Source organism: Rufibacter ruber (assembly GCF_014138425.1).
Classification (GTDB): domain Bacteria; phylum Bacteroidota; class Bacteroidia; order Cytophagales; family Hymenobacteraceae; genus Nibribacter; species Nibribacter ruber_C.
Genome location: NZ_JACJIQ010000002.1, coordinates 333,620 through 359,572 on the forward strand (window position 1 = coordinate 333,620; position 25,953 = coordinate 359,572).

The 25,953-nt window shown below is 51.9% G+C and carries 8 protein-coding genes; 7 read left to right on the forward strand and 1 reads right to left on the reverse strand.

The genetic code is table 11. The features are described 5' to 3' along the window. The first annotated feature begins 74 nt into the window (after positions 1-74). From FHS90_RS03975 to FHS90_RS04005, 7 genes are all read left to right on the forward strand, one after another. On the forward strand, positions 75-1,055 hold the full coding sequence (locus FHS90_RS03975) for a hypothetical protein (protein WP_182511917.1): 981 nt from the start codon (positions 75-77) through the stop codon (positions 1,053-1,055). 487 nt (positions 1,056-1,542) lie between these two features. Then, positions 1,543-3,297 (forward strand): hypothetical protein, encoded by a 1,755-nt coding sequence (locus FHS90_RS03980; RefSeq protein ID WP_182511919.1) that lies wholly within the window; start codon positions 1,543-1,545, stop codon positions 3,295-3,297. Positions 3,298-3,300: 3 nt separating this feature from the next. Further along, positions 3,301-3,951, forward strand: a complete 651-nt coding sequence (locus FHS90_RS03985) for an OmpA family protein (protein ID WP_182511921.1) — start codon at positions 3,301-3,303, stop codon at positions 3,949-3,951. A 558-nt stretch (positions 3,952-4,509) separates the two neighbouring features. Continuing rightward, positions 4,510-5,499: a helix-turn-helix domain-containing protein gene (locus tag FHS90_RS03990; protein ID WP_066839014.1), complete on the forward strand. Its 990-nt coding sequence runs from the start codon at positions 4,510-4,512 to the stop codon at positions 5,497-5,499. 1,189 nt (positions 5,500-6,688) lie between these two features. Next, positions 6,689-18,898, forward strand: coding sequence for a PKD-like domain-containing protein (locus tag FHS90_RS03995; RefSeq protein WP_182511923.1), 12,210 nt, complete (start codon positions 6,689-6,691; stop codon positions 18,896-18,898). A 12-nt stretch (positions 18,899-18,910) separates the two neighbouring features. Continuing rightward, a complete protein-coding gene (locus tag FHS90_RS04000) occupies positions 18,911-19,867 on the forward strand; it encodes a PorP/SprF family type IX secretion system membrane protein (RefSeq protein WP_066839025.1) in 957 nt (318 codons plus the stop codon). Positions 19,868-19,907: 40 nt separating this feature from the next. Beyond that, positions 19,908-21,941, forward strand: coding sequence for an OmpA family protein (locus FHS90_RS04005; protein ID WP_082893791.1), 2,034 nt, complete (start codon positions 19,908-19,910; stop codon positions 21,939-21,941). Positions 21,942-22,370: 429 nt separating this feature from the next. Here FHS90_RS04005 and FHS90_RS04010 read toward each other — a convergent pair whose 3' ends face one another. Further along, positions 22,371-25,670 carry a T9SS type A sorting domain-containing protein gene (locus tag FHS90_RS04010; protein WP_182511925.1) on the reverse strand — a complete coding sequence of 1,100 codons (3,300 nt, stop codon included), beginning with the start codon at positions 25,668-25,670 and terminating at the stop codon, positions 22,371-22,373. Positions 25,671-25,953 lie beyond the last annotated feature (283 nt).

Genomic DNA, 25,953 nt, shown 5'->3' on the forward strand with positions numbered 1-25,953 from the left:
TATTCCCTCTGGTGCTCTTCTACACGAGACCAGAGGGAATCCTTTTATACACATCACCTAAAAAAAAACACGGTATGGACTATATACCACTTATTCTGGGCATACTTGCCTTATTGGTCGCGGGCTTTACTTTCCTGAAAATGGGCGGCGCGCTTTCCCGAATCCGGAATCTGGAGAAGCGAAACCGCAAGCTAGAAGATGAGGTGAAAAGCCTCAAAGAAGATGCCCGCAAAGGCGGCCGGAACCAACCGCAAGACGGCAACCGCAATGCCCGTGCTGGCGGGCAAACCACTATGCCGCCCGGCCGTGAGCCCCGGCCCCAGCAGGAGCCAAGGCAAAAACAGCAGCGGGAGCCGCAAGCCCCCCGCGGGCAGCAAACCGGCGAAGGGCGCCCCAACCAGGGGCAACCGCAGCCATCGCGCCAACCCCAGGAAGGCCGGGCCAGGCAGGAAGGGCAACCCCAGCAGCAAAGGCAGCCCAAAGAACCCCGTCCGCAGCAGGAGCCACGGCAGAAACAAGGGCAGCCACAGCCACAGTCTGGGGCGCCGCAACAGCCTCAGAGCGCTGGCGCCCCGCAAGGCAAAAGGGAGCCACAACCCAGAAGAAACGAGAACAAACGCAGAGAACCTATGAACAACCTGGAATCTGACCCAACCCCAACCGCTAAAACAACCGTAGGAAACGACCTGGTAGGCGATCATCTCTTGCAGGAGCTAAGCCAGGAGGAAGCACCCACCAGCCCTACCCGGTACGCCATCATCCCGGAAGACGGCATTGTGAAAAGCCACCAGTTGCAGCTGCGGCCAGACTCAGACAGCTACCTGGAGATTGACACCCCCCAGGACGGAAGCGGCAGTACGCGGTACCGGTTCAACCTGTCAGGGAACCAGGCGTTTGTCATCACCCAGGGCATGGACCGGCTGGAAAACGCGTTCTCGTTTGAGAAGCCGTCTAACCGAATGGTGAGCCAGATTGTGCTGCAGGGCGACGGCGTGCTGGTAAGAACCACCAACGGTTGGAAAATTCAGGAAAAAGCTAAAATAGATTTCAGGTAGCGGCTGGATAGTTGTTTGGCTTTACCGGTGTTCAGAAGCGGGGGTGGCAAATTTGCTCAACAGAGTGTCATCCTGAAAGGAACTCGGGGAGCAATGGGCAAACTACATGCGCGTTTGTAAGCCGTTCCTGTAGTTGCCGCCTGTTCCCGTGATTCTTCCGGAATGACAGACTAGGGCAAGTCACCATAGCCCTGCTGAAAGTGCGTTTTTGGCCTGTTTTTGGAAAAATAGCCCAAAAACGCACCAGCAAGCAAACGCTTACTTCAACCGCCAATTCAGCTGAAAAGAAGAAAAAGGCAAGGGTGCCAGACACTCCCCGGAAACATGGCTGAAAGTCTGTTTTCAGCCTGTTTTCTAAAAAACAGGCCGAAAACGCAATTAGGAGTTCCATTTATCTTCTGTTCCCAGGCCGCTCTTCTTTCCTTGGAAAACCGCGCCTTTTGCGGGCGTACCTGACCCCAGATACCCTTTACCCTTACTGACTTACATGGAAATAGTATTCATTTTTGAGGCGTTGATGGTACTCTTTATTGTAGGGTACCAGCTGCGGGTGTACAGGGGCAACAGAAACCGGATTGCAGAAATTGAAAAACTGTTCCCGCCTGAAGGGAAACTTTCTGTGGCCCGGCAACCCATGCACGGCAACACCGCTGGTGCTCCCGCGGGGGCAACCGTAGAAGAGCAATGGGACCGGTTGCTGTACGGCGAGACATTCCGGGAATATTCACCCGCCAGCCCAGTTATAAAAAGAATAGTAGCGGTAGACGCAGAGGAACTACACATTTCAGCCGAGAATGACCCGGTTCCCTTTTATACCATTGCCATTGAAAAGTTCAGGCAGCTGCTGTATACCGGGAATATCTTTTTGGAAAGCAGTCCAGCGGTTTCCAGTTCTCCCGCTGGTTCTGAGCGGAATCCTGAAACCATTGACCTCATTCAGGCTCAGAACCCGTCAGAAACGTTTCAGAAGATCATCAACAGCACCAATGAGTACCTGCGCGTAAACAAAGGTGCGGCCGCCGATTTCAACATATTAAAAGACGTGGCGGAGCGCTACGCCGAGGCGCAGGACAATGAGGTGCAGTCTACCATTGCCACGCCCTTGTACATTGGCTTGCTGGGCACGTTTGCCGGGGTTATCATTGGGCTTTCCAGCCTGGTCTGGACGGGGCTGCAGGGCACTTCTGACGCTGATGCCTCTTTTATCACCGACCATAACATTCCGTCTTTCTTGTTTGGCGTGCTCATTGCCATGGCCGGGAGCATGTGCGGCCTGCTGCTGACGTTGTTGGGCAACAACGCCCTGAAAGATGCACGCAGCACCCGTGACCGCCTCAAGAACGCCTACTACACCTTTTTGCAGACCCACCTGCTGCCCAAGCTCAATTCAGACATGGCGGCCAGCCTGGGCAACCTCAAATCGGTGCTGGACTCGTTCAACAAAGACTTTCTGGATAAGATTTTGGGCTTCCGCCCGATTGTGGAAACCCTCACCGACAACATCAGTACGCAGAAGGAATTCATTCAGAAGCTGGACCAGATTGGCTTTACGCAAATGGCCAACGCCAACCTGCAGGTCTTTGACAAAATCAAGGAAAGCGAGCGCCTGTTCATGAACTTTCTGCAGTACCAGGAGGCTCTGAACGAATCGGTGCGTAAGGGCGGGGAGCTCACGCAGAACATCACGCAGGTGCTCAACCGCCTCACCAGATTGCAGGAAGGCTTTGACCAAGTGCCCGGTTACCTGCAGCAGCATGACGAGGCCCTGCAACGGCAAATCAACTTCTTCGCCCGGCATGAAGAAGAACTCAACACCATTGCCAACCGCACTGAACAGTATTTTGACAAAGCAGCCCTCAAGCTGACCGATCTGATGCAGGCCCGTCTGCAGCACCAGGAGCGCGACGCCCAGAATGCCTATGAAAAATGGCAGGAGCACTTTAGGCGGCTGAACGAAGACAACCTGTACCAGCGCATTCTGGACTACATGCGGCCTTTTGAAAACCTGAACGGGCAGCAGAGCCAACTGAATAAACAGCAGCATGAAACCGCCCAGGAAATCAAACACACCCATGAACGCCTGCTCCGTAAGTTGGACACCGACGCCGAGATACAGCAGAAGTTGCTGCAGCAGCTGGCCATCTTGAATGCCAACGTAGAGAAGAGCATGGAGCCGGGGCCAATTAAAGCGGCCATGGGGAAAATCTTTGGCGGTGGGCAGCACAACAGACGGAGGCCGTAACGCATGAACAAAGAAAACCGCGATTTCTTCTGGCCCAGCTACGTAGACCTCATGACGGTGCTGTTCCTGATCATGCTGGTGCTCTTTGTGCTGAGTTTCAAAATGTTCACAGATAAAGACTCAGAGAACCGCCGCAACATTGCCCGCCTGCAGGTAGAGGTGCAGGAGAAGCGCAAACTAGACGAAATCAAAGCCGCCCTCTCCAGGTTAGACGGCCGGTATTTCCAATACAATGAAAAGTACAAGCGGCATGAGCTGCTGGTAGACGTGCTGTTTCCTCAGAGCAGCGCCGTCATTCCGCAGCGCTCCCTGGCTCCCTTGCGCCGGGCCGGCGAAGAACTTAGCCGGGTCATCTCCTCCATCAAAGGCGCCGACGTGAAGTACCTGATTGTGATAGACGGGCGGGCGGCCAGTTTCCCCAAAGGCGACCCCCGCAACATAAGCCAGCGCGAATTTGCGCTGGAGCTCAGTTACAAACGCGCCCTGGCGCTGCTGCGGTTCTGGCGCGATGCCGGTATCAAATTCCCTGAAAACCAGATAGAGCTGATTGCCTCTGGCAGTGGCTTTGAAGGCGCCGGAAGAAGCGGTGACGTACGGGACCGCAGGTTTGTCATCCAGATTTTGCCTAAAGTTGGGACCTTGCAGGCAAAATGAGGCAAGACCTCTGTTCGCTGGGAGAAGGTCTGGCAGGGCCTTTTTTCAGTTAGAGGCTCTCCCGTGAGCGGCATGCGGGAGAAATATCTTCTGTTTTCGGCCTGTTTTCAGAAAAACAGGCCGAAAACAGAAATGGCTTAAGTTTTTCAACCCAGGCTCAGTTCTTTATTAGGGCTCCCCTGTCAGGATTACGTTCCTCTGTCTTTTCAGGGAGACAACCCAAAAGACATTCTCTTTGGGAGAGGCCTGCCACGTGCCATGGTGCCTGTTCTTGTCTCTGGCGCCAGCGTGCGTTTGTGCCTTTGGAGAGAAGGGGGGGCTGTTTTCGGGCTGTTTTCAGAAAAGTAGCTCCAAAACAGCGGCACATGCGCACCCCGTACGGGTTGATCTGGGTTCTTTGTAAATGGGAAAATAAACAGGCTCACAGAAAGGAAATTATATCTGGACAAATGCCCGTATTCTGTTTTTTAACAGAACTCCAGTATCTTGCTTCAGCCAGTTCAGCTACGGCTGGCTTGATCAAAGGTAGCTTTGCGCATGAAGACTTGTACATAAGGAATGGCTGAGACAGACTTTAAATACCTTCCTGTTAATCCCGCAGATGTTGAGCACGTTATACAGTTCATGTCTATGGTGTACCCGGTAAGTCAGGAATTGATGAATGAATTACACGCCCACGCCATTTGTCTGCGGCTTGAGAGCGGGGAGCACCTGTTGCGCCAGGGCGGCCTGTGCCACTACATGTATTTCATCAGAGAGGGCGCCCTTCTTGCCTATTCAGAGCATAAGAAAAAGAAGATTACCACCTATATTTCAGTTGAGAATGAGTTTGTGAGTTCGCTCTCGGGGCTTTATGCGCAGCAACCTTCCCTGGAGGCTATTGTGGCCGTGGAGCCTAGCCTGCTGGTAGGGGTGCACACTGACAAGCTTCTGGAATGGTATCAGCGGTTCTTTGACCTGAATTTCATTGTGCGCAAGGTGTATGAGGCCTATTACCGTGATGCGCAGGAAAGAGCCCATTTGGTGCGCATTGGGAACGCCACAGAGCGATACCGGTATTTTTTGAAATCAAAGCCTGGGCTCATAGAACGGTTGCCGCTGGAACTCATAGCCTCTTTTCTAGACATGAAGCCAGAGACACTTGCCAGAATCAGGAAGCAACAGGCGGTCATGCCAAGAGACGCCGCTCATGCGGCAATAGTGGCGCATGTAGAGCAATGTTTCAGGCAAGAAAAGACTTTCAAAAGGAAGTCTATTAAAATAGGATCATTGGCAGAGCAGTTAGGCATTCCCGCCTATAAGCTTTCACAGGCCATCAATGCCCACTGTGGGCTAAGCTTTAAAGATTTCCTTAATCAATTCAGGATAAATTATCTGAAGCAGCAATTGGCTGAGCCAGACAACCTGCAGAACTTTACCATTGAGTCATTGGCCCTGCAGGCTGGCTTTACCTCCAGAAGCGGGTTTTACAGCGCCTTTAGAAAAGTTGAAGGGATTAGCCCGAAAGAATACATTGCCTTGCATGCTTTAGAAACCCAATTGATCTGATAGAGTAACAAAGCGGGTCCGGGCTGTGGAATGGTACTTTCCTGGAGAAGCTTTCTCTGCTGATAGCTCAAGTGCAAAAAGTATTTGATTTGTCCTGTATTGCAAACGGGTACAACTTACTGGCTTCTGGGAAAAGTATTGTTAACCGGAGCGTCTACTGTTGCTGCTGGGTTTTCCGGTCTGGTCTCCCATTAAGCTTATGTGTGAGTAAACCGCTACGGGGGTGCCCAATTCACTGAACTAAAATCAGAGCGTTTCCGGCCTGTTTTTGGCAAAACCCGTCAAAACTGGGGGAGCGGGTTTAGGAATAACTGATAAGTGCTGGTGCCTCGTCTTTGTTGCTGCAGGTTTGATTGTGAAGGCGTTGCGTAAAACTTGGAAGGTGCTGTGCAGAATTATTTTTTTCTAATGCAGCCTTTCAATAAGATGCAGGGTCATAGATGTGCAAAAAATGTAACCACAAATCTCTGGGTCCGGGTGGGGGTTAGTGCGTAAAGGTTTTTCTTTAGAAAGAGAAGCTGTGCTGTGAAATGAGCCCTGCTGCTGGCACATAGGGCCAATAAATAATCCAAAGCAGAAGAACCAACGCAGAAGTAGTGGCGAGGAACTGGAGCCGTCCTTTTTGAGGTCTGGGTATTTTTCTCTTTATTTGTCTTTATTTATTAACTATCAAATAATTATAGGTATTAAAAGTATATAGGATAGTGGCAGATGGGGTACATATTGACTGATTGAATATAGAATTAAATTTTAATGGGATGTTATAACAAAGGCATTAGAAGTCTTTCTCCAGGGTATCATTAAGGCATTCCCCCGTGTTTTAACCCTTTCTAATGGTTTGTTCTGAATAAAAATGAAGCACCCTTCGGCAGAGGGTGTGGTGCTGTTTTACGAATAATTTTTTTACAAGTAATTTTTTTCACATTAAACCTCGTTTCTGTTTCCCCCAACATGATACGACAAGTAGCTCTCTATTGTTTCAACTGATTGTCAATAGAATAGCTCTAGATAGCGAGAGAGACTAGTAGTCTGTTGCAATCTTACAGCATTTGTCATTTGTGTTGAAGTGCGGACATCCAGAAGGGGCGTTCTTGTGTAATTCTCAGGATTCTGCATGAAGACACGTTTACTCTTGATTGTGTTTGTTTCTCTTTTCCTCTTTCAGGCCCACGCTCAGGTGAAGTCCCCTTTGAGAGCACTGAGGAAAGTCTCCCTTTTTAGTCAAAGCCACGTTCAACTGGGTAAGAACACTTCCTTCAACGGGGAGTTGGTGGGGCCGGTTGCTGAAAAGCCTCAGCAAAAGCGGCACATACAGGGCACTTCTTCTGCTGCAGAAGTAAAAAAAGAAATTGAGAAGGCCTCTGTTGCTTTACGTGAATTGCCTGCTACCGCTACTATCCCCGGCCAAAGTTTATCAGGCTTACGCCTTACCCCTGGGGTCTACAGAATCAATGGTGATGCTGTCATCACAGGAGCATTGGAACTGGCGACAGCCGGAAAAGCAGAGGAATTTTTCATCTTTCAGGTTGAAGGCAATTTAACCGTGTCACCTTCTGCCTCTGTTGTGCTGCGGCAAGGGGCTTCACCCGTAAATGTCATTTGGCAGGTTGAGGGAAAAACCAATCTGGGCGGGCAAAGTGATTTTAGAGGGAATATCGTGTCTAATGGAGACATAGACGCCGCCCCCGGGGCATCTGTAAGGGGGAAGCTTCTCAGTAAAGCCGGTAAAATCTTACTACCTGATAACTTTACCTCAGACCCTGCCACTATCAATGCAGACTTGTCAATTGAACAGTCTGTCAGTGCAGAGCCCTATGTGGTAGGTGAATTTGTCACTTATACTGTTAAAGTAAAGAATAACGGGCCAGACAATGAGGAGAATGTCTACGTTAATTTTGGCTGGTTACCCTCTACGGGGCTGGTTGCCCAAAGCTACACCGCCACTGTGGGCACATACAACAGCGGCGATTGGGAGATCCCAGCCTTAGCTGTTAACGCTGAAGCTACTCTTTCGGTAACCCTTCGTATTAACAGGTCTGGTTTTATTACCACCGTTGCCACTGCTGAAGGGGCTGGTACAGATAATGACCTTGAGGATAACACCGCAAAGCTTAGTATCTGTGCCGTTCAACCTCCTGGTGATATCACAGGGCCTGCCGAAGCCTGTATCAACAAAACAGAATATGAGTTTAGTGTTCCAGCCGTAGCGGGGGCGAAAGGATATGTCTGGACGTTGCCTGCCGGGGCCGGCTGGACTATTACCGATGGGGCCGGTACAAGCAAAATCAAGGTCTCAACTGGCGGTGTGCCCGGTACGCATACCATCTCTGTAAGAATAGACAGCCCGTGCGGGTTGGGCCCTGAGAAAAAATTTAACACCTATTTGTATATAGAGGCTCCTGTTCTTACTGGCAGCATGACAGGGCCAGAAAAAGCGTGTGTAGGCTCTACCGTCTTATACAGCATTACCAGTGCACCAACCGCTAAAACGTATGATTGGGCGTTCCCTGCAGACTGGACTGTGGTGGAAGGGGGAGATGGGAGTGATTTCTTACGGGTAACGGTAGGGCCGTCTAGTGGGAAGGTGGAAGTAAAAGCCTCTAACCCTTGTGGAGGCAGTAATGTTCTGGACAAAGCGGTTAATGTGGCATTAAGCGTAGTAGCAAAACCAGCTGCTGTTACCGGGCAGGATAAAGTTTGCGCCAATCAAGGTGATCAAGTCATTTATTCTACCGCTCCAATGGCGGGAGCTGATTCTTATACCTGGACTTACCCCACAGACTGGGTTTATGTGGGAGGGCAGGGCAGCAGCAGTATTACCCTAAAAGTAGGAAGTCAGAGCGGACCGGTAACTGTAGTGGCAAATAACATCTGTGGTTCCAGTGAGGCTGCAGTAAAAGAGGTCACTGTCTCTCCGGCAGCCCCGGTGATCGCCAATATCATAGGAGACGGTACTATTTGCTCCAGTGATGCTTCCCAAACCTATTCTGTTGCTTTAGCAGATGCAGATCTAACCTTTGTGTGGGCTATACCACCGGGGTGGACAGAAATCTCAGGGAAAGGCACAAACACCATTAGAGTTAAACCTGGAACTACCGGTGGCACAATCAAAGTGACAGTGTCCAACGGCTGTGGGTCAGCCGTTGAGACACGTACTATAAGCGTTAGTACCTCTCTGCCGGCAGCGCCTGGAGCTATCACGCCAAGCGCTTTTGCAACTATTCCTTGTGTTGGGCAGGAAGGGCTTACATACAGTATTGCCCCGGTGGCCGGTGCAAACACCTACAAATGGGCAGTGCCTGCAGATTGGCAGATTACTGATGGCAACGGGTCTGCTTCTATTTCAGTAAAAGCTGGCACCATGGCGGGGCAGGTGACGGTTCAGGCAGAAAACGGCTGTGGTTTAAGTGGAATCACATCTATCAATGTAATTCCGTTTGCTTCAGTACCAGCTGTTCCCGTTGATTTTTCAGGTGAATTAAAGCCCTGTGCAGGGCAGACATACACCTATCAGGTTACCTCTCCCACCGCAAATGTGGTCTATACCTGGTTGTTCCCGGCAACGTGGGTGGTGCAGTCTCAAACTGCTACTGCCATTACAGTAGCAGCTACTAGTGAGGCTGGTACTATCTCCTTGAGTGCCGTCAATGGTTGTGGGGCTGGTATTGCGCAGAGTAAAGCCGTTACTCCCTATGATGGGGTGCCTACTTTCCTGTCAGAGATTCAAGGCCCTCCTCAGATTTGTTCAGGCGAGACAGAGGTCACCTATAGAATTGACCCGGCTGTAGGGGCAGATACATATTTCTGGAGTGTTCCCAGTGGCTGGTCAATTGAAGACGGTCAGGGCACAGCTACCATCAAGGTAACACCTGGCACAAGTGGCGGACAGATTACAGTAAAGGCTGAGAATACGTGTGGGGAAAGTGTGGTAAAGGTACGGAACGAGGTAATCTCACCTGCCGCTCCGTTGGCCCCAACAGCAATTACCGGTACTGCCAAACTCTGTGCGGGGCAGACGCCCGTCACTTTCACAGCCGCCGCCACGGCCAATGCCTCATCTTATATCTGGACTTACCCTGCAGATTGGCAAGTAGTGGGAGCCGCAGATGAAAGAACGATCACTTTTACCATAGGCAGTGCCTCGGGAGAGGTGACGGTTAAAGCTAAGAACAGCTGCGGAGCCAGTGCCGCCACCAGTTATTTTGTAGCAGTTGTACCAGGCAAGCTTGCCGCAGGAGCTATTACAGGCCCAGAGGAAGTGTGTGGAGCTAACAATGTACATACGTATTTTGTTACGCCAGTAACAGGTGCCATCAATTATAAATGGACGCTCCCAGCGGGCTGGGACTTTGTTTCTGCGCCTAACGGAGCTTCTGTACAAGTGCGGGTGGGCGGTACCGGTACCATTGCGCTTGCCATAGAGAATGAGTGCGGACTTGGTGCCGCCTCCACCCACTCCACAAGAGTAAGCACAGCACCTCCTGCGTCACCGGCGGCTATCATAGCCAGGCCGGGGGCGCTCAACCCGTGTGAGGGCCAAACCGGCCTTACCTATTCAGTTGCCCCGGTTGCGGGTGCAACCAGTTATGTATGGTCTGTTCCAACAGGCTGGACATTTACTGGTCAGGGCTCGTCAACTATTACCGTAACCTCCGGTACTGGTTCCGGTCAAATAAGGGTGCAAGCTATCAACGCCTGTCTTCCATCAAATCCAGCTATCAGTTTAACGGTCTCAGCCTTTGGCACTGCACCGGCCCAGCCACAGGCGGTGGTAGGTGAATCAGTGCCCTGCGTTGGGAGTACAGGAGTGATCTATTCGGTTTCAAATCCGGTGCCAGGGATAAGTTATGTTTGGCAGGTGCCCGCCAACTGGACTATTACTGCTGGTTTGGGATCATCACAGATCACTGTAACTGTAGGAAGTGGCGCAGGCGCTGTATCAGTGACTGCTTCTAATGGGTGTGGGACCAGTGTGGCCACCTCATTGGGCGTAATCCCAACCACAGGGCCTCCGGCTATCCCAGGAAATATTGAGGGGTTGAAGGACGTTTGCAGGGGCGGTGTGCTTACCTATAAGGTGCCTGCCAGTGCAGATATCTCTAACTATGAGTGGAGTGTGCCCTTAGGCTGGGAAATTGTGGGTGGATCTGGTACAAATGAAATTACCGTTTCATTTAAGGTGGCAAGAACAGGGGTCATCAGATTAGTGGCCACCAACGGTTGCAATCTAGCCACTGTCAAGGAACTGTCAGTTGTTGCTTCCCCCGTAAAACCAGATGCGGCCCCTGTTATCACCGGGCCAGAAGATCTGTGTGAAGGGAATACCTACACGTTCAAAGTAAATGATGTGGCCAATGCCACCCAGTATATCTGGAACATACCCGCAGACTGGGAAGAAGTTTCTGGCCAGGGGACCAATACATTGGTTGTAAAAATTGGCTCTTCTTCAGGAAGCGTTTATGTATTAAAAGCAAAAGCCTCTAACGGCTGTGGCGGAAGTGAGGAGGCTGTGTTTAATACCAGGGTGTTCCCTCCGGGACTGCTCTCGGTAGGCGCTGTGTCCGGGCCTGGCGCTGTCTGTGCCTTAGGTGATCCTGTTACCTTTACTGTTCCTTCGGTTCCGCTTGCGGCTACCTATGCCTGGACTTTCCCGGCGGGGTGGCAACCCGTTTCAGGTTTGAATAGCAATACGCTGGTCATTATACCAGGCACCTCCAGTGGGGCTGTAACAGTGCATGTTTCTAACCCGTGTAACGTGGCTGCCGTTACCAGTACCCAGCAGGTAACAGTGGTAGGTGCCGTGCCACCGGCACCAGGGGCTATTTTGGCCAGTGCCTTTGCCAGCAATCCCTGCGTGGCGCAAACAAACCTCACGTACTCCATTACTGCTATTGCCGGTACTACTGCTTATGAGTGGAGATATCCTGCAGACTGGAACGTTACCAGTGGCGGAACTTCTACCAGTACCAGTATTACATTAACTGCCGGTTCAATGGTAGGAGAGATAGCTGTAAGGGCAAAAAATGAATGCGGATGGGGGGGCTGGAGAACTTATACCGTGACACCGGCGTCCTCTGTCCCCGCTACCCCTGCCGCCATCTCAGGAGTACAAGATCCATGCGCCGGAGAAACAATTACCTATAAGGTTGACTCACCCGTTGCGCAAGTTGTCTATTCCTGGAGCTACCCAGCAGGCTGGCTCCTGATTTCAGGGGAAGGTACTTCTGAAGCGGTGTTTACCGTGGGTACCACCAGTGGTAACGTTTCTGTTACGGCGAGTAACGGGTGCGGGCTTAGTCCGGGTGCAGCAATGCTGCCAGTTGCCCCAAGAGCTGGGAAACCGGTACTCGCCGGGCCAATCAATGGCGATAAAACAGCCTGTGAGGGTATAACACGTACCTATGCTGTCACTCCGGTGTCAGCGGCAGATTCTTATGAATGGTCATTGCCTGCGGGTTGGGGAATTGTAGGAGATGATACGTCTTCTACTATCACCGTAACAGTAGGGGGTACCTCCGGTCTCATCTCAGTGAGAGGGAAAAACAGCTGTGGGGTAGGAGATGCCTTGACTATGGCAGTAGAAGGAGTGCCTGCTATACCAGAAGCACCAGTTGGAATCACCGGTGCCACCCAAGTCTGCAGCACTGATAATACTGCAACTTTCAAAGTATCTTCACCAGTGGCTGGTACTACGTACACCTGGAGTGTACCTGCCTCCTGGACCATCACTTCTAGCCAAGGTTCTTCTACTTTGACAGCTGAAATAGGTGATACAGGAGAAGTTTCTGTGATAGCTTCAAATGTTTGCGGGGCGAACAACACGCCGGCTACCCTTCATGTAACGGTATTCACTGCTGCTCCGGTGGCAGCGGGATCCATTGGGGGGGATAACAACTACTGTGCTGACAACACAACCAAAATATATACTGTACCTCCTGTGAATGGTGCCACTTCTTATGAATGGACACTGCCCGCTGGCTGGATTTCTGTTTCTGGTGAAACCACTAATAGTATTACCGTTAAACCAAATGCTAACAGCGGGACCATTAGTGTAAGAGGACGGAATAGCTGCGGGTACGGCGCTGCTTCTACCTTGGCCGTGACTATTACCGGTCAAGCCCCAACGGGGCCAATTGCTATCAAAACCACCGCCGCAGGGTTGGCACCTTGTAAAGATCAGGCAGGGCTTACTTATTCCATTGATCCGGTTGTTGGTGCCGTTGAGTATGAATGGATATACCCGTCTGACTGGGTACGTACAGCCGGGGGGACTGCTTCCAGTACCAGCATCACGTTAACTGCTGGTGCCGCAAGTGGTGAGGTGAAGGTGACAGCAAAAGGAAGCGGAGGGTGTGGTGTCATCACTGCCTCTTTAGCCGTTACTATTTCAACCGTTCCTCCGGTGGCTCCGGTTGCAATCAATGGAGACGGCAACCCGTGTGTGGGTAGTCAACAGAAATACCGGGTGCAGAATCCGGTAGTGGGCATGACGTACAACTGGGTGTTGCCTGGCAGTGATTGGGTAACAGTAACAGGGGAAGGTAGTGCTGAGATTACAGTAACGGCAGGTACCTCTGCCGGAAATATTTCTGTAACCGCTGAAAACGGTTGTGGTGTGAGCACCGCCATCACCAAACAGGTAGCCCCATCTGTGGGTACGGCCCCGTTAGGGGCCAGTATTGCAGGAAGCGATAAAGCTTGTGCCGGCACCGTTGAAATATACACCATCAACGTACTGGCGGGTGCCAATTCAATCTTCTGGGATGTGCCTTCTGACTGGAGTATTGTCTCTGGGCAGGGCACAAGCACCTTGAAAGTTACCGTAGGCACCGGTAACGGGGTAATTAAAGTAAGCGCAAAAAACAGCTGTGACCAGAGCACAGAACGTGCTTTGGCCATTACGGTTACCAACGGAAGCCCTGCCACCATAGGGGCGATTACCGCAACTGCTACTGAAGTATGTGCCAACGGGGAAATAGAGTTCTCTGTGCCAGCTGTCTCAGGCGCTACCTCTTATAAATGGGAACTCCCTGCCGGGGCATCAATGGTAGGAAGCTCCAGCACAAATGCTGTAAAAATCAGGTTTGGCACCGTAGGGGGCCAGGTAAGAGTAAAAGCCGCCAACCAATGCGGTGAAGGGCCTGTGGCAAGTTTGGCGGTTACAGTTTCTGCCTCAGGGCCTGCCTCAATTGCTGACATCAAAGGGCAACGGCTGCTGTGCGGTACGGCAGGCAGCCAAATATATTTTATAGATCCGGTTGCCAGGGCAGAAAGCTACCTTTGGAAGGTGCCTGCTGCCTGGACGGTGATAGGAGATAAAACTGGAACAAGTATTGAAGTACAGCAGAACGGGCTTGCCGGTACGTTGACAGTAGAGGCTAGAAATAGCTGTGGGCTTACCTCTCAATCTGTAAACGTGGCCTTTGAAACCCCAGTGACTGCCGCGCCAGCCGGCATTGTAGGTAACTTTACTCCTTGTGCGGGGCAAACCGTAACCTATCGTATTTCTGCTGCGGTGCCTGGGGCTACTTCTTATGTATGGTCAGTGCCATCTGGGTGGAATATTATAGGTGATGACAAAGGGGCTTCAATTGAGGTGACCGCTGGCACCTCCGGTGGGGTGGTTGCCGTAGCCGGAAGAAACGCATGTGCGCCAGGGCCAGAAGCGAGTGTTGCCGTTACCTCTTCTGGAGCGGCACCAGCTAAACCCGCCGGAGTGATCACGACGGCAACCCCATGTTCTAATTCTGAGCAGACATTTAAAATTGACAGTCCGGTGGCCGGGGTAGTTTATACCTGGGCTTACCCTTCTGAGTGGACGTACGTCTCCGGCCAAGGTACTTCTCAGCTAGTTGTGAATATAGGGGCAGCCTCGGGGAATGTCTCTGTCACCGCCTCTTTTGCAGGAGGCTGCGGTACTAGTGCGCCAGTTACGGTAGCCGTTTCCAATTCATCTAATGCTCCTGCTATTACTAGCGCCATTACCGGCAGCGCATCTGTCTGCGGGGGGGCTTCTACTGCTGTTGCTTATGCTGTAACTCTTTCAGCTGGGGCCAAAGATATTGACTGGGAGGTGCCAGCAGGATGGAATATTGTCTCTGGAGAAAATGCTGCTACGCTTCAGGTAATTCCTGGCAGTACAGGCGGGGTAATCAAAGTGTCAGCCTTAAATGCCTGTGGTGACAGAACAGAGAAAGCTTTGGCAGTTGCCGTGTCATCTACGGTTCCTTCGGCGCTTAGCGCTATTACTGGTCCGGCAGACGGTTGCGTGAAGGAGGTGATTGCCTTCTCTGTGCCTGCGGTTGCCAATGCAGATGAGTACATCTGGACATTGCCTGCTGAAGCTACAATTGAGTCTGGTGAAGGCTCAAACGCTATTACAGTGAAACTTGGCACCGTTGGCGGACAAATATCTGTCTATGCCAAAAATGGCTGTGGGGCCTCTGTGCCAGTAACAAGAACGATCAATACCCCCAAAGCAGGACCTGATGCAGTTGGTGCCATTGCAGGGAAAACTACTGTTTGCGCACAGGGGGCAAACCAGACTTATTCCATTGCTCCGGTAAACGGAGCTACAGATTATAAATGGTCTGTTCCGGCTGGCTGGACCCAGGTTAGTGGTGGAAATGGTACCACCAGTATCACTCTTACGCCTGGCAATACTGGTGGTATAGTTTCTGTTCAAGCATTAAATGCCTCCACCAACTGCCTTCCAACCACAACTGCGGTCGCCATTACTGTTGCGCCGCAGATTTCTAAAACTATTTCTGCTATTGAAGGAACAGCGGTCCCTTGTGTTGGTAGTGTAGTCACTTACAGGGTGAATGCAGTAGCCGGGGCTGAAAAATATACATGGTTGCTGCCACTCGGTTGGAAACCAGTTGGAGATGCAACAGGGGCCTCTATTCAGGTAGAAGTTGGTTCAAACAGCGGCTCTGTCTCTGTGTATGCATCTGCTGAGTGCGGAGGTGATAGTAACTGGGCTAGTTTGAACGTAACTCCGGTAGATGGGGTGCCAACAGCACCAGCCGGAATCATAGGGTTAGCCTCCTCTTGTGCAGGAAGTACCCAGGTGTACAAAGTGCTAAACCCTGAGGCTGGCATAACTTACAACTGGACACTTCCTGGGGCTGATTGGAGCGCCGTTAATGGTACGGGTTCATCAGAAATCACAGTAGTAGTTGGATCCACACCTGGCACTATCTCCGTAACCGCAACCAATACCTGTAATCTTGCTAGTGCGGCTACTTTCAAAGCAGTTGGGGTGTTAAACGGAACGCCAGCTCTGAGCGGTGCCATCTCTGGATCTGCGAACCCCTGTGAGGGAACCACTAGATTGTATTCCATTACAGCCGCTGCTGAAGCGCAGGATATTTTCTGGGAAGTTCCTGCCGGTTGGCGTGTGGTCAGTAATGGAACGGCCAGTGTGCAGATTACGGCCGGTGCTACTGGCGGAATCATCAAAGTAACCGCCAAAAATGGTTGCGGGCAACCTGTGGTGAAGACCTTGGCTGTCACAGGTGTACCGGTTCTCCCCACAGTAGTTGGCCCCATTACAGGCAACACGGCTGGTTGCGCAAATGAGGTGTTAACGTTCTCTGTGCCTGAACCGGAGGGGGCAACTGATTATTTCTGGGAGCTACCAGCTGGTGCCACTTTAAGAGGAGGGGAGGGCACCCATGAGATTACCGCACAAATGGGCAGCGTCTCCGGTGACATCAAGGTGACTATCTTTGACAACTGTGGGAACTTCAAAGAACTGACTCATTCTATAGAGCTTTCAACTTCACCACCAGTGGCCATTGGACCATTGGTGGCAGGAGAAATCTCGCTCTGCTCTACTGACGCCCTTGATAAAACCTATGCTATCAATGCCGTAACAGGAGCAAAAGAATATAAGTGGGTTTATCCGGATGCTTGGACGTATGTAGCTGGGCAAGGTACTACCAGCATCACCCTGCGAACGAATGGCGTGAGTGGTGCACTAACCGTAGAAGCTTCCAACTCCTGTGACACCCAGACCCGGTCATGGGCTGTCAAGGTGGAAGATCCTATCACCACGGCTCCTGGGGCCATTGCCGGTAAGCTCTTCCCGTGCTTCAATGAGGGCAATCTGGAGTATTCTGTCACTCCCATTACAGGTGTCCAGTACATCTGGGAAGTAACCGGAGACCTGGTCATAACCAGTGGGGGGAATTCTGAAAAAGTTACGGTAAAGACGGGTGCAGCCGGAGGTCAGCTATCTGTTAAAGTGGCCAATGCCACCTGTGGGCCAGGTCCGGCATCAGTGGTGACTGTCACACCAACGGGAACCGCTCCCACGCCACCAGCTGGTATTGCAGGTGACGCAAATCCTTGTGTGGGAACGTCCAGGACCTATAGCGTGCAAAGCCCCGTTCCGGGTATGACCTATAGATGGTCCTATCCAGCAGGGTGGGGGCCTGTAACAGGGCAGCAGGGCACAGACAAGTTAACTGTAACAATAGGCGCAACTGCTGGAAACATAGAGGTATATGCAGAAGGCTGTTTAAACAGTACTGCCACTACCTTTGCCGTAACTCCGGTAAATGGTGCTCCCGTATTGGCTGCTAATATTCAAGGGCAAACAACTCTTTGCCCTAACTCCACCCAGGTGGAGTACAGTATTGCCGGCACCGCAACAGTTTGGAACTGGAATGTGCCAACCGGATGGTCTATTACAGAAAATCTGGGGAATTCCATCAAAGTTTCCACCAATAACCAAGGTGGTGTAGTCACCGTGACGGCTTCTAATGACTGCGGCCAGACAGTGAAGACGTTGGCAGTTGCCATTGCCACAACGGCACCAGATGCGTTAGCGTCAATTCTTGGACCAGATAGAGTATGTGCCAACACAGAGGCTGTGTATGAGGTACCAGTTGCAAACGGTGCTACCAGCTACACCTGGACCTGGCCTTCCGGAGCCAGCCCCATAGGGCCCGTTGATTCAAACAAAATCAGAATATTGATGGGGTCAGCTTCTGGTCAGGTGACGGTGAAAGCTGCGAATAGCTGCGGCTTCACTACCAGCACTGTTGTGAAAAATGTCACGGTTACACAAGGGGCTCCCAATACAGTAGGCGCTATCAAAGGAGATCCTGCTGAGTTCTGCGCCTCTTCTAACCAAAGGCAATACCATATTGAGCCGGTGGCAGGGGCAGATAGGTATAAGTGGACAGTCCCCAATGGTTGGACAATTGTTGGGCCAGACAACACAGAAACCCTTACTGTAGTACCAGGGGCAACTGGCGGTGATCTAAAGGTAGAGGCCATCAATGCTTGTGGTGCAACTAATAGAACCATTGCGGTAACAGTAGTACAACCGTTAGCTGGTATTTCAGAAATTGCGGGTTCTAAGACACCTTGTGTGAACCAGGAGGTAACTTTCTCGGTAGACGCTGTAGCGGGCGTTGGTGCTACCGGATATTCCTGGACATACCCAACCGGCTGGATTCCTGTAGGGCCCGTAAACGGCCGTAGTATTGTTCTCAGGACAACTGCTACTCCTGGAACTGTGTCTGTATCTGTTGCCAATCTTTGTTCTAATGCTACAAAAACGATGAATGTTGTACCCGCAGGTACCGTGCCAGCAGGGCCAGATGGCATTGAGGGGACCGTGTCTGTTTGTGCGGGCAGCCGGGGAGTGAAGTACACTGTACAAAACCCTATTGCCGGAATGAGGTATGAATGGCAGCTTTCAGCAGGGTCAGACTGGCAGTTTGCTTCAGCACAGGGCTCTTCAGAAATGGCTTTCAATGTAGGGGCAGTTACTACTACCGTATCAGTAAGAGCCGTAAGTTGTAGCCAAAGTGCCGCCGCCACCCGAGCCGTTACGGTAACGCCAAGTGTGGGTGTATTAGACCGAATTATCAATGAGACAGACGTGTGTGCCGGGTATAAGTTCTCAGTTGCACCTATTGCCGGAGCTGGTGAATATGTCTGGACTGTTCCGGCCGGCTGGAAGATCAACGGGCAAGGTTCAGCAAGTGTTACCTTAGAAAGCCCTGGGCCCATCACGTCTCCTGTACAAATTGCAGTGGTTGCCAAATCTGCCAATGGGGTATGTACTTCTAACACGCTTACCTTTGACGTAGAACCCGGCCAGGTGGGCATAGAAGATGAGCTTAAGGTGTACAACGCCTTCTCTCCCAACAATGATGGGAAGAATGAACGCTGGACAGTCAACGGTCTGATGAATTACCCAGACAATGAACTGGTGGTGATCAACCGGTGGGGGAGTGAAGTCTTCCGGCAGAAAGGCTATAAAAATAACTGGGACGGCAAAGGGCTGGCAGAAGGCACGTACTTCTACATCTTGAAAGTGCGCCTCTGTGATAACCGCGAGGTGACGTACAAAGGCTACCTGATGCTGACCCGCTAGAAGAATAAGAGAATGAAGAAGAGTTTATGTATTTCAGTTTTGCTGATGGCGGTGCTTCTCTCCTTTGGGGAGAAAGCACGCGCCCAGCAGGACCCACAGTTTACCCAGTATATGTTCAACGGGCTGCTTTTAAACCCCGCCTATGCGGGGAGCAAAGGGGTAACAAGCTTCAGTGGTTCCTTCAGAAGCCAGTGGACCGGCTTTGACGGAGCGCCACTCAGTCAGACCGTTAGCTTTGACGGTAACCTGAACAAAACACTGGCCGGTGGAGTGGTTGTCTCGCATGACAGGCTGGGAGCCCAGCGGTACACAGAAGTTTCAGGGAACATGGCCGCGCACATTCAGCTAAACAGAAAGACCAGAGTGGCTGTGGGAATAGCCCTGGGAGCTGCGCAACAGGTGCTAGACGGCACCAAACTCACCCCGGCAGAACGGGATGACCAGGCAATTCCTTACGGTATAGAGCGGGCGTTCAGACCTACCGCAAAAGTAGGCGCGTACCTGTACAGCAACCTCTTCTATGTGGGAGCTTCCCTGGGAAATCTCTTCTTTTATAAAAATGACATTCCGGTGGCACCCACTCCCCACCTGTTCCTTACTGCGGGGGGCGTGATAGACCTCAATAAAAGCCTGAAATTCAAACCCAGCTTTTTGTTAAAAGAAGACTTCAGCGGCCCCGCTGCCATAGACCTTAATGCTTTTCTGCTGTTTCAGGAGCGCATCTGGCTGGGAGGGTCCTTCCGGACAACCGTCAACCTGCTGAACAGTGATACCTATAACCCTAACTCCCGCTTAGGCAATGCCATTGCTGGCATTGTGGAGATATATGCCACCCCAAGATTACGCTTTGGGTATTCGTATGATTTTTCAGTAGGAGATCTCACCAACTACTCCAGCCATGAAATCTCAGTAGGGTATTACTTCCTGAAGAGTGTGTATGGCAGAATGTTAACCCCCCGTTATTTCTAATAATTTTTGTCCAGTTCGTTTCTGACCTGGTTTTGAGAAAATGAGAGAAAACCACACGTACCTGAGTCCTTTTGAATTTGAGACACGTGCCTTGTCTGTGAAGACCGTATTCCTCCTGTTGGTGTTACTGATAAGCTGCGGGCTCACGTCTCTGGTGGCAACTGCCCAGACAGATACCCGGCAAGCCGATAAGCACTTCTCTGATTTTGAGTACGCGCTGGCCCTGGAAAAATATAAAGACATCCTGGAGAAGAGCCAGCCTACCCTGTCCCTGGTGGAAAGGGTGGCCCACTGCTACCGCTTTATGAACCAGCCCAAGGAAGCCGAGTTTTGGTACAGGCAGGTCCTGGCCTTTCCTGAGTACCCCCCCGCCAACCTCTTTTATCTGGCAGAGGCAAGTAAGCAGAATGGAGACTATGTCACGGCTAAACAGTACTACCTCCAGTTTGCTGAACGGGAGCCGGCCAGAAAAACAGAGGCCCTGCGGCTTGCTAAAGGCTGTGACTGGGCCATGGCCTGGATTGACAGACCCATGGCTTTTGAGGTAAAACAAGAAGAGGCGCTAAACTCTGGCTATGCAGATTTCAGCCCCGCTTTCTTTCAACAGGGAATCGTGTTTTCGTCTGACCGGGTAGGGGCAAAAGACCAGAAAGTCTATGGCTGGACAGGTACGCCCTACCTGCAACTTTACTATGCCCCCCGTAAAGGGGAAAACCAATGGGGAGAGCCAAAGCTCCTGGATAAGAATATAAACAGTGAGTACCACAACGCAACTGCCACCTTCACCGGCAACTTTAGTGAAATATTCTTTACCCGTACCATGCAGGTGAAAAACAAAGTGCTCCCAGAAGAGGTAGCCGGTGGCAGTAGTTGGCAGAAATACTCCAAAAATGACAAGTTCATCAACAAGCTGGAGATCTACAGCGCCACCCTTAGGAACGGCAAATGGCAAGAGGCCCAGCCTTTCCCGCATAACCAGGCAGAGCAGTATTCGTTGGGGCACCCGGCCCTTTCCCCAGACGGCCAGATCCTGTACTTTGTCTCTGACATGCCCGGCGGATACGGCGAGACAGACATATATTTCAGTGAGCGGGTGGGGGGATCATGGTCAAAACCGGTGAACGCCGGCCCCGCCGTCAATACGCCCGGGAAAGAGGTGTTCCCTGTAGTAGACGCCAGCGGAAAGCTGTACTTTTCCTCAGATGGGCACATTGGCATGGGGGGGCTGGACATCTTTTCAGCCGTAGGGAGCAAAAATGAGTGGAAGGAGATCAGCAATCTCTACTATCCCTTCAACTCGCCCCGTGATGATTTTGGCTTAATTTATGAAAAAGACGGCAAAAACGGCTTTTTCTCCTCCAACCGGGAATCTGATAAAGGGTCAGACAACATCTACCGTTTTGAACCGAAGTACATTCCTTGCAACCTTTCTGGCGTTACCTTTGTGAAAGTAACAGATAAGAAGGGCCGTACTGAAAAAACTTCTGTAGAAGGCGTGAAACTGACCGTCTCTGTGAAGGGGCCAGACTCTGCCCAGATAATCCAGGTTGTTTCAAATAAGAAGGGAGAATTTTATTTCCCGGTTAAGGCGAACACTGTTTACACGATCAAAGGCAGTAAGCGCGGGTACCTCAACCAGACCATTCTGGTGGCCCCAGACTGTAGAAAAGTCACAGATACGGTAGAAATGGAGATGGTGCTCAACCGAAGCACGCCTAACATTCCTATCAGGATTGAGAACATTTATTATGACCTGGACAAGTATGATTTACGCCCAGAGGCAATTTTAGAACTGGATAAAGTGGTGGCCATGCTGCAGGATAACCCTGAGGTGCGAATTGAGCTGAGCTCTCACACAGACAGCCGTCAGTCACACAGATACAACCAGATGCTCTCCCAAATGCGGGCAGCTGCCGCGGTGAAATACATCCTTTCAAAAGGCATAGCGCCTAAACGCATCATCGCGAAAGGCTATGGGGAGACCAAACTCCTGAACCGTTGTAAAGATGGGGTCTCCTGCTCAGAAGAAGACCATCAGCTCAACCGGCGCACCGAATTCAAGATTTTACGCTAATCCCATACAAGGTAGAGAACAGTCGGCTCCCGTTTTTGGCCTGTTTTTACAAAAACAGGCCAAAAACGGGAGCCGACTGTTTAACAGCAACCTTTAAAGCGTCCGTTATCCTTTCCTTTAGGCTAAAATCAGGAAGTTCACTTTTGCTGCGAAAGAAGGGTTGGCTGAAGGTGAGTGGGTACAGCAGGGAAGTACTCTTGGTCAACTAAGGCAATCACAGACAGGAGATGGCAGGCATTAATTAACGGGGCTAAGAGAACGCGCTCAGGAAAGCGAAGTGCTCGTCTGCTGCTTGGCACCACCTTTGCGCTCTGGGGCAAGCTCCTTTTCTAACGGCTGCGCTTCTCCGCATAAGGAGATCAAAACATCACTAAAACAGCAACGCCAGGCAATTTGCCTGGCGTTGCTGTTTTAGTAGAGAAGGTGAATCTATCTGGTGATAACCACTTTTCTGGAGGTTGAGGCACCTGCTGCCCGGTACTGGAGAAGGTACATGCCTGCCGGTAACGTTTGGACAGGAATGGTCTGCCGGAAGTCTCCCGCCGGGGCCGCAGAAATGGTTTCATATACCACCTTGCCCCGCAAATCAGTTAACCGCACCAGGATATTTTCCTTTTTGAGGAGCTTAACAGAGACCGTTAATTCTGACGTGGCCGGGTTAGGATACACATTCAAAGAGGCCGCTTGCAACTCATCGGCCGCGCTCAGGCAGTTTTCTACCGTGATGGTTTGGGTGGCTGTGTTAGAACAACCCTCAGGTGAGGTATAAGTGTAAGTGAGAGTGTGTACCCCAACACCTGCCACAGCCGCGCTAAACTGATTGTTGCTTACCCCCGGGCCACTATATGTGCCTCCTGCAGGCGCCCCTCCTGTCAAGGCAAACGTACTGCGGTCCTTACAGATGTTCCCAACAGGGGCAAAGCTAACCGCTGGGCCACCGGAAGAAGTCACCACAACCGGGGTAGAAGTAGCCTGGCAGTTAGAGCCATTGGTCACTGTAACTGAATAAGAACCAGCCGTGCTTACGGTGATGGAAGGGGTGGTGGCACCTGTGTTCCATAAATAGGAGGAGCCAGGCGAGGCCGTTAACGTGACACTGGCCCCAGAGCACAAAGCCGTAGTCCCGCTTGCCTGAATGGTGGCAACCGGGGCCGCAGACACAGTCACTACGGTAGGGGCAGAGGTTACCTGGCAATTTGCAGAGTTAGAGACCCTCACTGTGTAAGATCCTTCTGTATTTACGGTGATGGAAGGGGTGGTGGCGCCAGTACTCCATAAGTACGCAGTACCTGGTGATGCTGTGAGCGTAACACTTCCACCGGGACAAAAGGTGGTAGGCCCGCTTGCCTGAATGGTGGCCGTGGCAGTGGTGACATTTACCGTTACACTTGCCGTATTAGAACAGCCTCTGGCATCTGTGGCGGTTACCGTGTACGTAGTGGTAGCCGAAGGGGTAGCGGTAGGGGTGGCGCTGGTAGGGTTGCTAAGCCCTGTTGCCGGAGACCATGAGTAGCTGGTACCCCCGGTAGCCGTAAGGGTGACAGGGCTACCGGCGCAGACCGTAGACGAAGAAGCGGTGGCAGTGACCGTAGGCGGGGCATTGACCGTAACCCGTACAGATGAAGTGGTACTGCAGACGCCATTAGGGTTTGTAACGGTTACGGTGTAAGTGGTAGTGGCCGTAGGCGAAGCAATAGGGTTGGCAATTGTAGGGTTGCTCAACCCCGTGGCCGGGCTCCAGCTATAGGTAATACCTCCGGTTGCCTGCAACTGCGTACTTGCTCCTTGGCAGATAGCAACAGCAGGCCCGGCATACGCGGTGGGGTTGACGGTAATCTGCACCACATCTGATGAGGAGCACCCATTGGCAGTCACGGTAAGTGTATATTCTACGGTTATGGGTTGGAGGTTATCCCCAGGATACGTTAGAGTAGGGTTTGCTGCCTTGGCATTAGAAAGCCCAAGGGCAGGTGACCAGGAGTAGGTATAGCCAGAAACTGCAGGGGCGCCAATAGTGGTGCTCTGCCGGGAGCAAACTACTTTGTCAGGGCCAGCATTCGCAATGGGGTAAGGGTTCACTTTTACGGTCACTGTTTTGGAAACACTGGCGCAGCCTGTGGCAGAATAGCCGGTAACGGTATAGGTGGTTGTTTCTGTAGGTGACGCCACCGGGTCGGCTATGGCCGGATTACTCAATCCTGCTGCCGGGCTCCATTGGTAGGTGACAGCGCCAGTGGCTTGTAGCTGAACAGAAGAACCCACACAAATAGAGGGAGCGGCAGGAGTTACCGTGACCACAGGCAGTGGATTTACATTGACAAAAACGGTGTCATTCCGGCTACAGCCTTCAGCATTGGTAATGGTGACAATATACCGCGTGGTAGCCGTAGGGAAGGCTACCGGGGTGGGGCTGTTGGGGTCACTCAGGTTGGTCGTTGGGTTCCATCTGTAAACGGTGCCGCCGGTGGCGTTTAGCTGGGTGCTGCCTCCCGCACAGATGGCTACATCTGGCCCGGCATTGGCCTGCACTGCCGGGCTAACTGTTATCACTACCTCATCTGTAGAGACACAGCCGTTTGAGATCACCGTCAATTTATAGGTGTGGCTGACAGGCTGGGCCGTATTGTTCACCAGGGTGAGGGTGGGGGTTTTGGTAGTGGCGCTGGACAAGCCGATAGCGGGCTCCCACAAGTAAGTGCCAGACGAGGTGGTGGTACTGCCAATAACCAGGGCCTGGCCAGAGCAAATTGTGCGGTCAAACCCGGCGTTGGCCACTGGGGGTACCTTAACGGTAACGGTTACAGTTCTTGTGTTCGTGCAACCTGCGGCAGAGGTGCCGGTTACAGTATATGTAGTGGTTTGGGCAGGGCTGGCCACAGGAGTGGCACTGGTGGGGTCATCCAAACCAATGGCGGGGCTCCAGGAGTATGAAACCGCACCAGAAGCGGTCAACTGGACAGAGGAGCCGGGGCAGACAGCGGGTGTGGCTGGGGCAATGGCAATAGTGGGGAGCGGGCTTACAGTGACTAGTACCTGGTCTGTGCGCACACAGCCGTTGGCATTGGTAACGGTCACCGTATACGTAGTGGTGGCAGCAGGCGTAGCGATAGGGTTGGCTATGGTGGCGTCATTCAAAGTAGCGCTGGGTGCCCAGCTGTAACTCACGCCCCCTGTTGCGGTGAGCTGCACAGACTGCCCGGGACAGGTAACAATGTCTGGTCCGGCATTGGCGCTTGCCGGCCTCACCGTGACCTCTTTACTGGCGGTAGCAGAACAACCGTTAAGGCTAAGGGTCACTGTGTAAACCCCAGAGGCTGTTGTCTCTGCCTGGGGGATTGAGACTACTCTCCCACTGGCCGCGAAATTGTTAGGGCCGGTCCAGGTGTAGGTGGCGCCGCTGACATTGTTAGCGGTTAAGGAAAGGGTGCTTCCTGCGCAGATATCAGGTGCCGTGATGGTGGGCGTGGCCGGTGGTACACCAATGGTTAGATTGCTGCCATTGTCTAGTACCGTGGTCCCATTGGGGGCCTGGGAGGCAGTTACCCGTACTCTATAGCCAGTGCCAGCAGTTAAGTTGGTGGGCAGCGTAACCTGAATAGAACCTGCCCCGGTGCCAGCCGCAGTACCTAAAGACCTGGGGGTGGCAAAGCTTCCTGTGGTACTAGACAACTGTACGGTGAACACATTGCCTTCGGGAAAAGAAATATCTGTGGTGAAGGGAACCGTCACAGTGCTGCCAACACAAAACGGGGAGCCCTGTATGGGTTGGGTCTGAATAAAATTTGTAACGGTTTGAGCAGAGGCTGCCAAAGGGGAAGCAACCTGCACAAAACAGATAAAAAGAAGCAGGCCGAAAAAGGGGGGTAGAGAAAGTCTCATACAGAAATTAGTAAGGGGCTAATATTCAAGATGCTGTGCTGTGCTGGTGAGAGCCGTTGCTATGGCAAAGGTAGGCTTGTCTTGCCAGCAGAATCAGGTAATTCGTTAAAGCACGGGTATTTCACGCTAAGAA

Coding starts and splice junctions, on each gene's coding strand:
- FHS90_RS03975 (WP_182511917.1), top strand. CDS start 75: ATGGACTATATACCACTTATTCTGGGCATACTTGCCTTATTGGTCGCG.
- FHS90_RS03980 (WP_182511919.1), top strand. CDS start 1,543: ATGGAAATAGTATTCATTTTTGAGGCGTTGATGGTACTCTTTATTGTA.
- FHS90_RS03985 (WP_182511921.1), top strand. CDS start 3,301: ATGAACAAAGAAAACCGCGATTTCTTCTGGCCCAGCTACGTAGACCTC.
- FHS90_RS03990 (WP_066839014.1), top strand. CDS start 4,510: ATGGCTGAGACAGACTTTAAATACCTTCCTGTTAATCCCGCAGATGTT.
- FHS90_RS04000 (WP_066839025.1), top strand. CDS start 18,911: ATGAAGAAGAGTTTATGTATTTCAGTTTTGCTGATGGCGGTGCTTCTC.
- FHS90_RS04005 (WP_082893791.1), top strand. CDS start 19,908: ATGAGAGAAAACCACACGTACCTGAGTCCTTTTGAATTTGAGACACGT.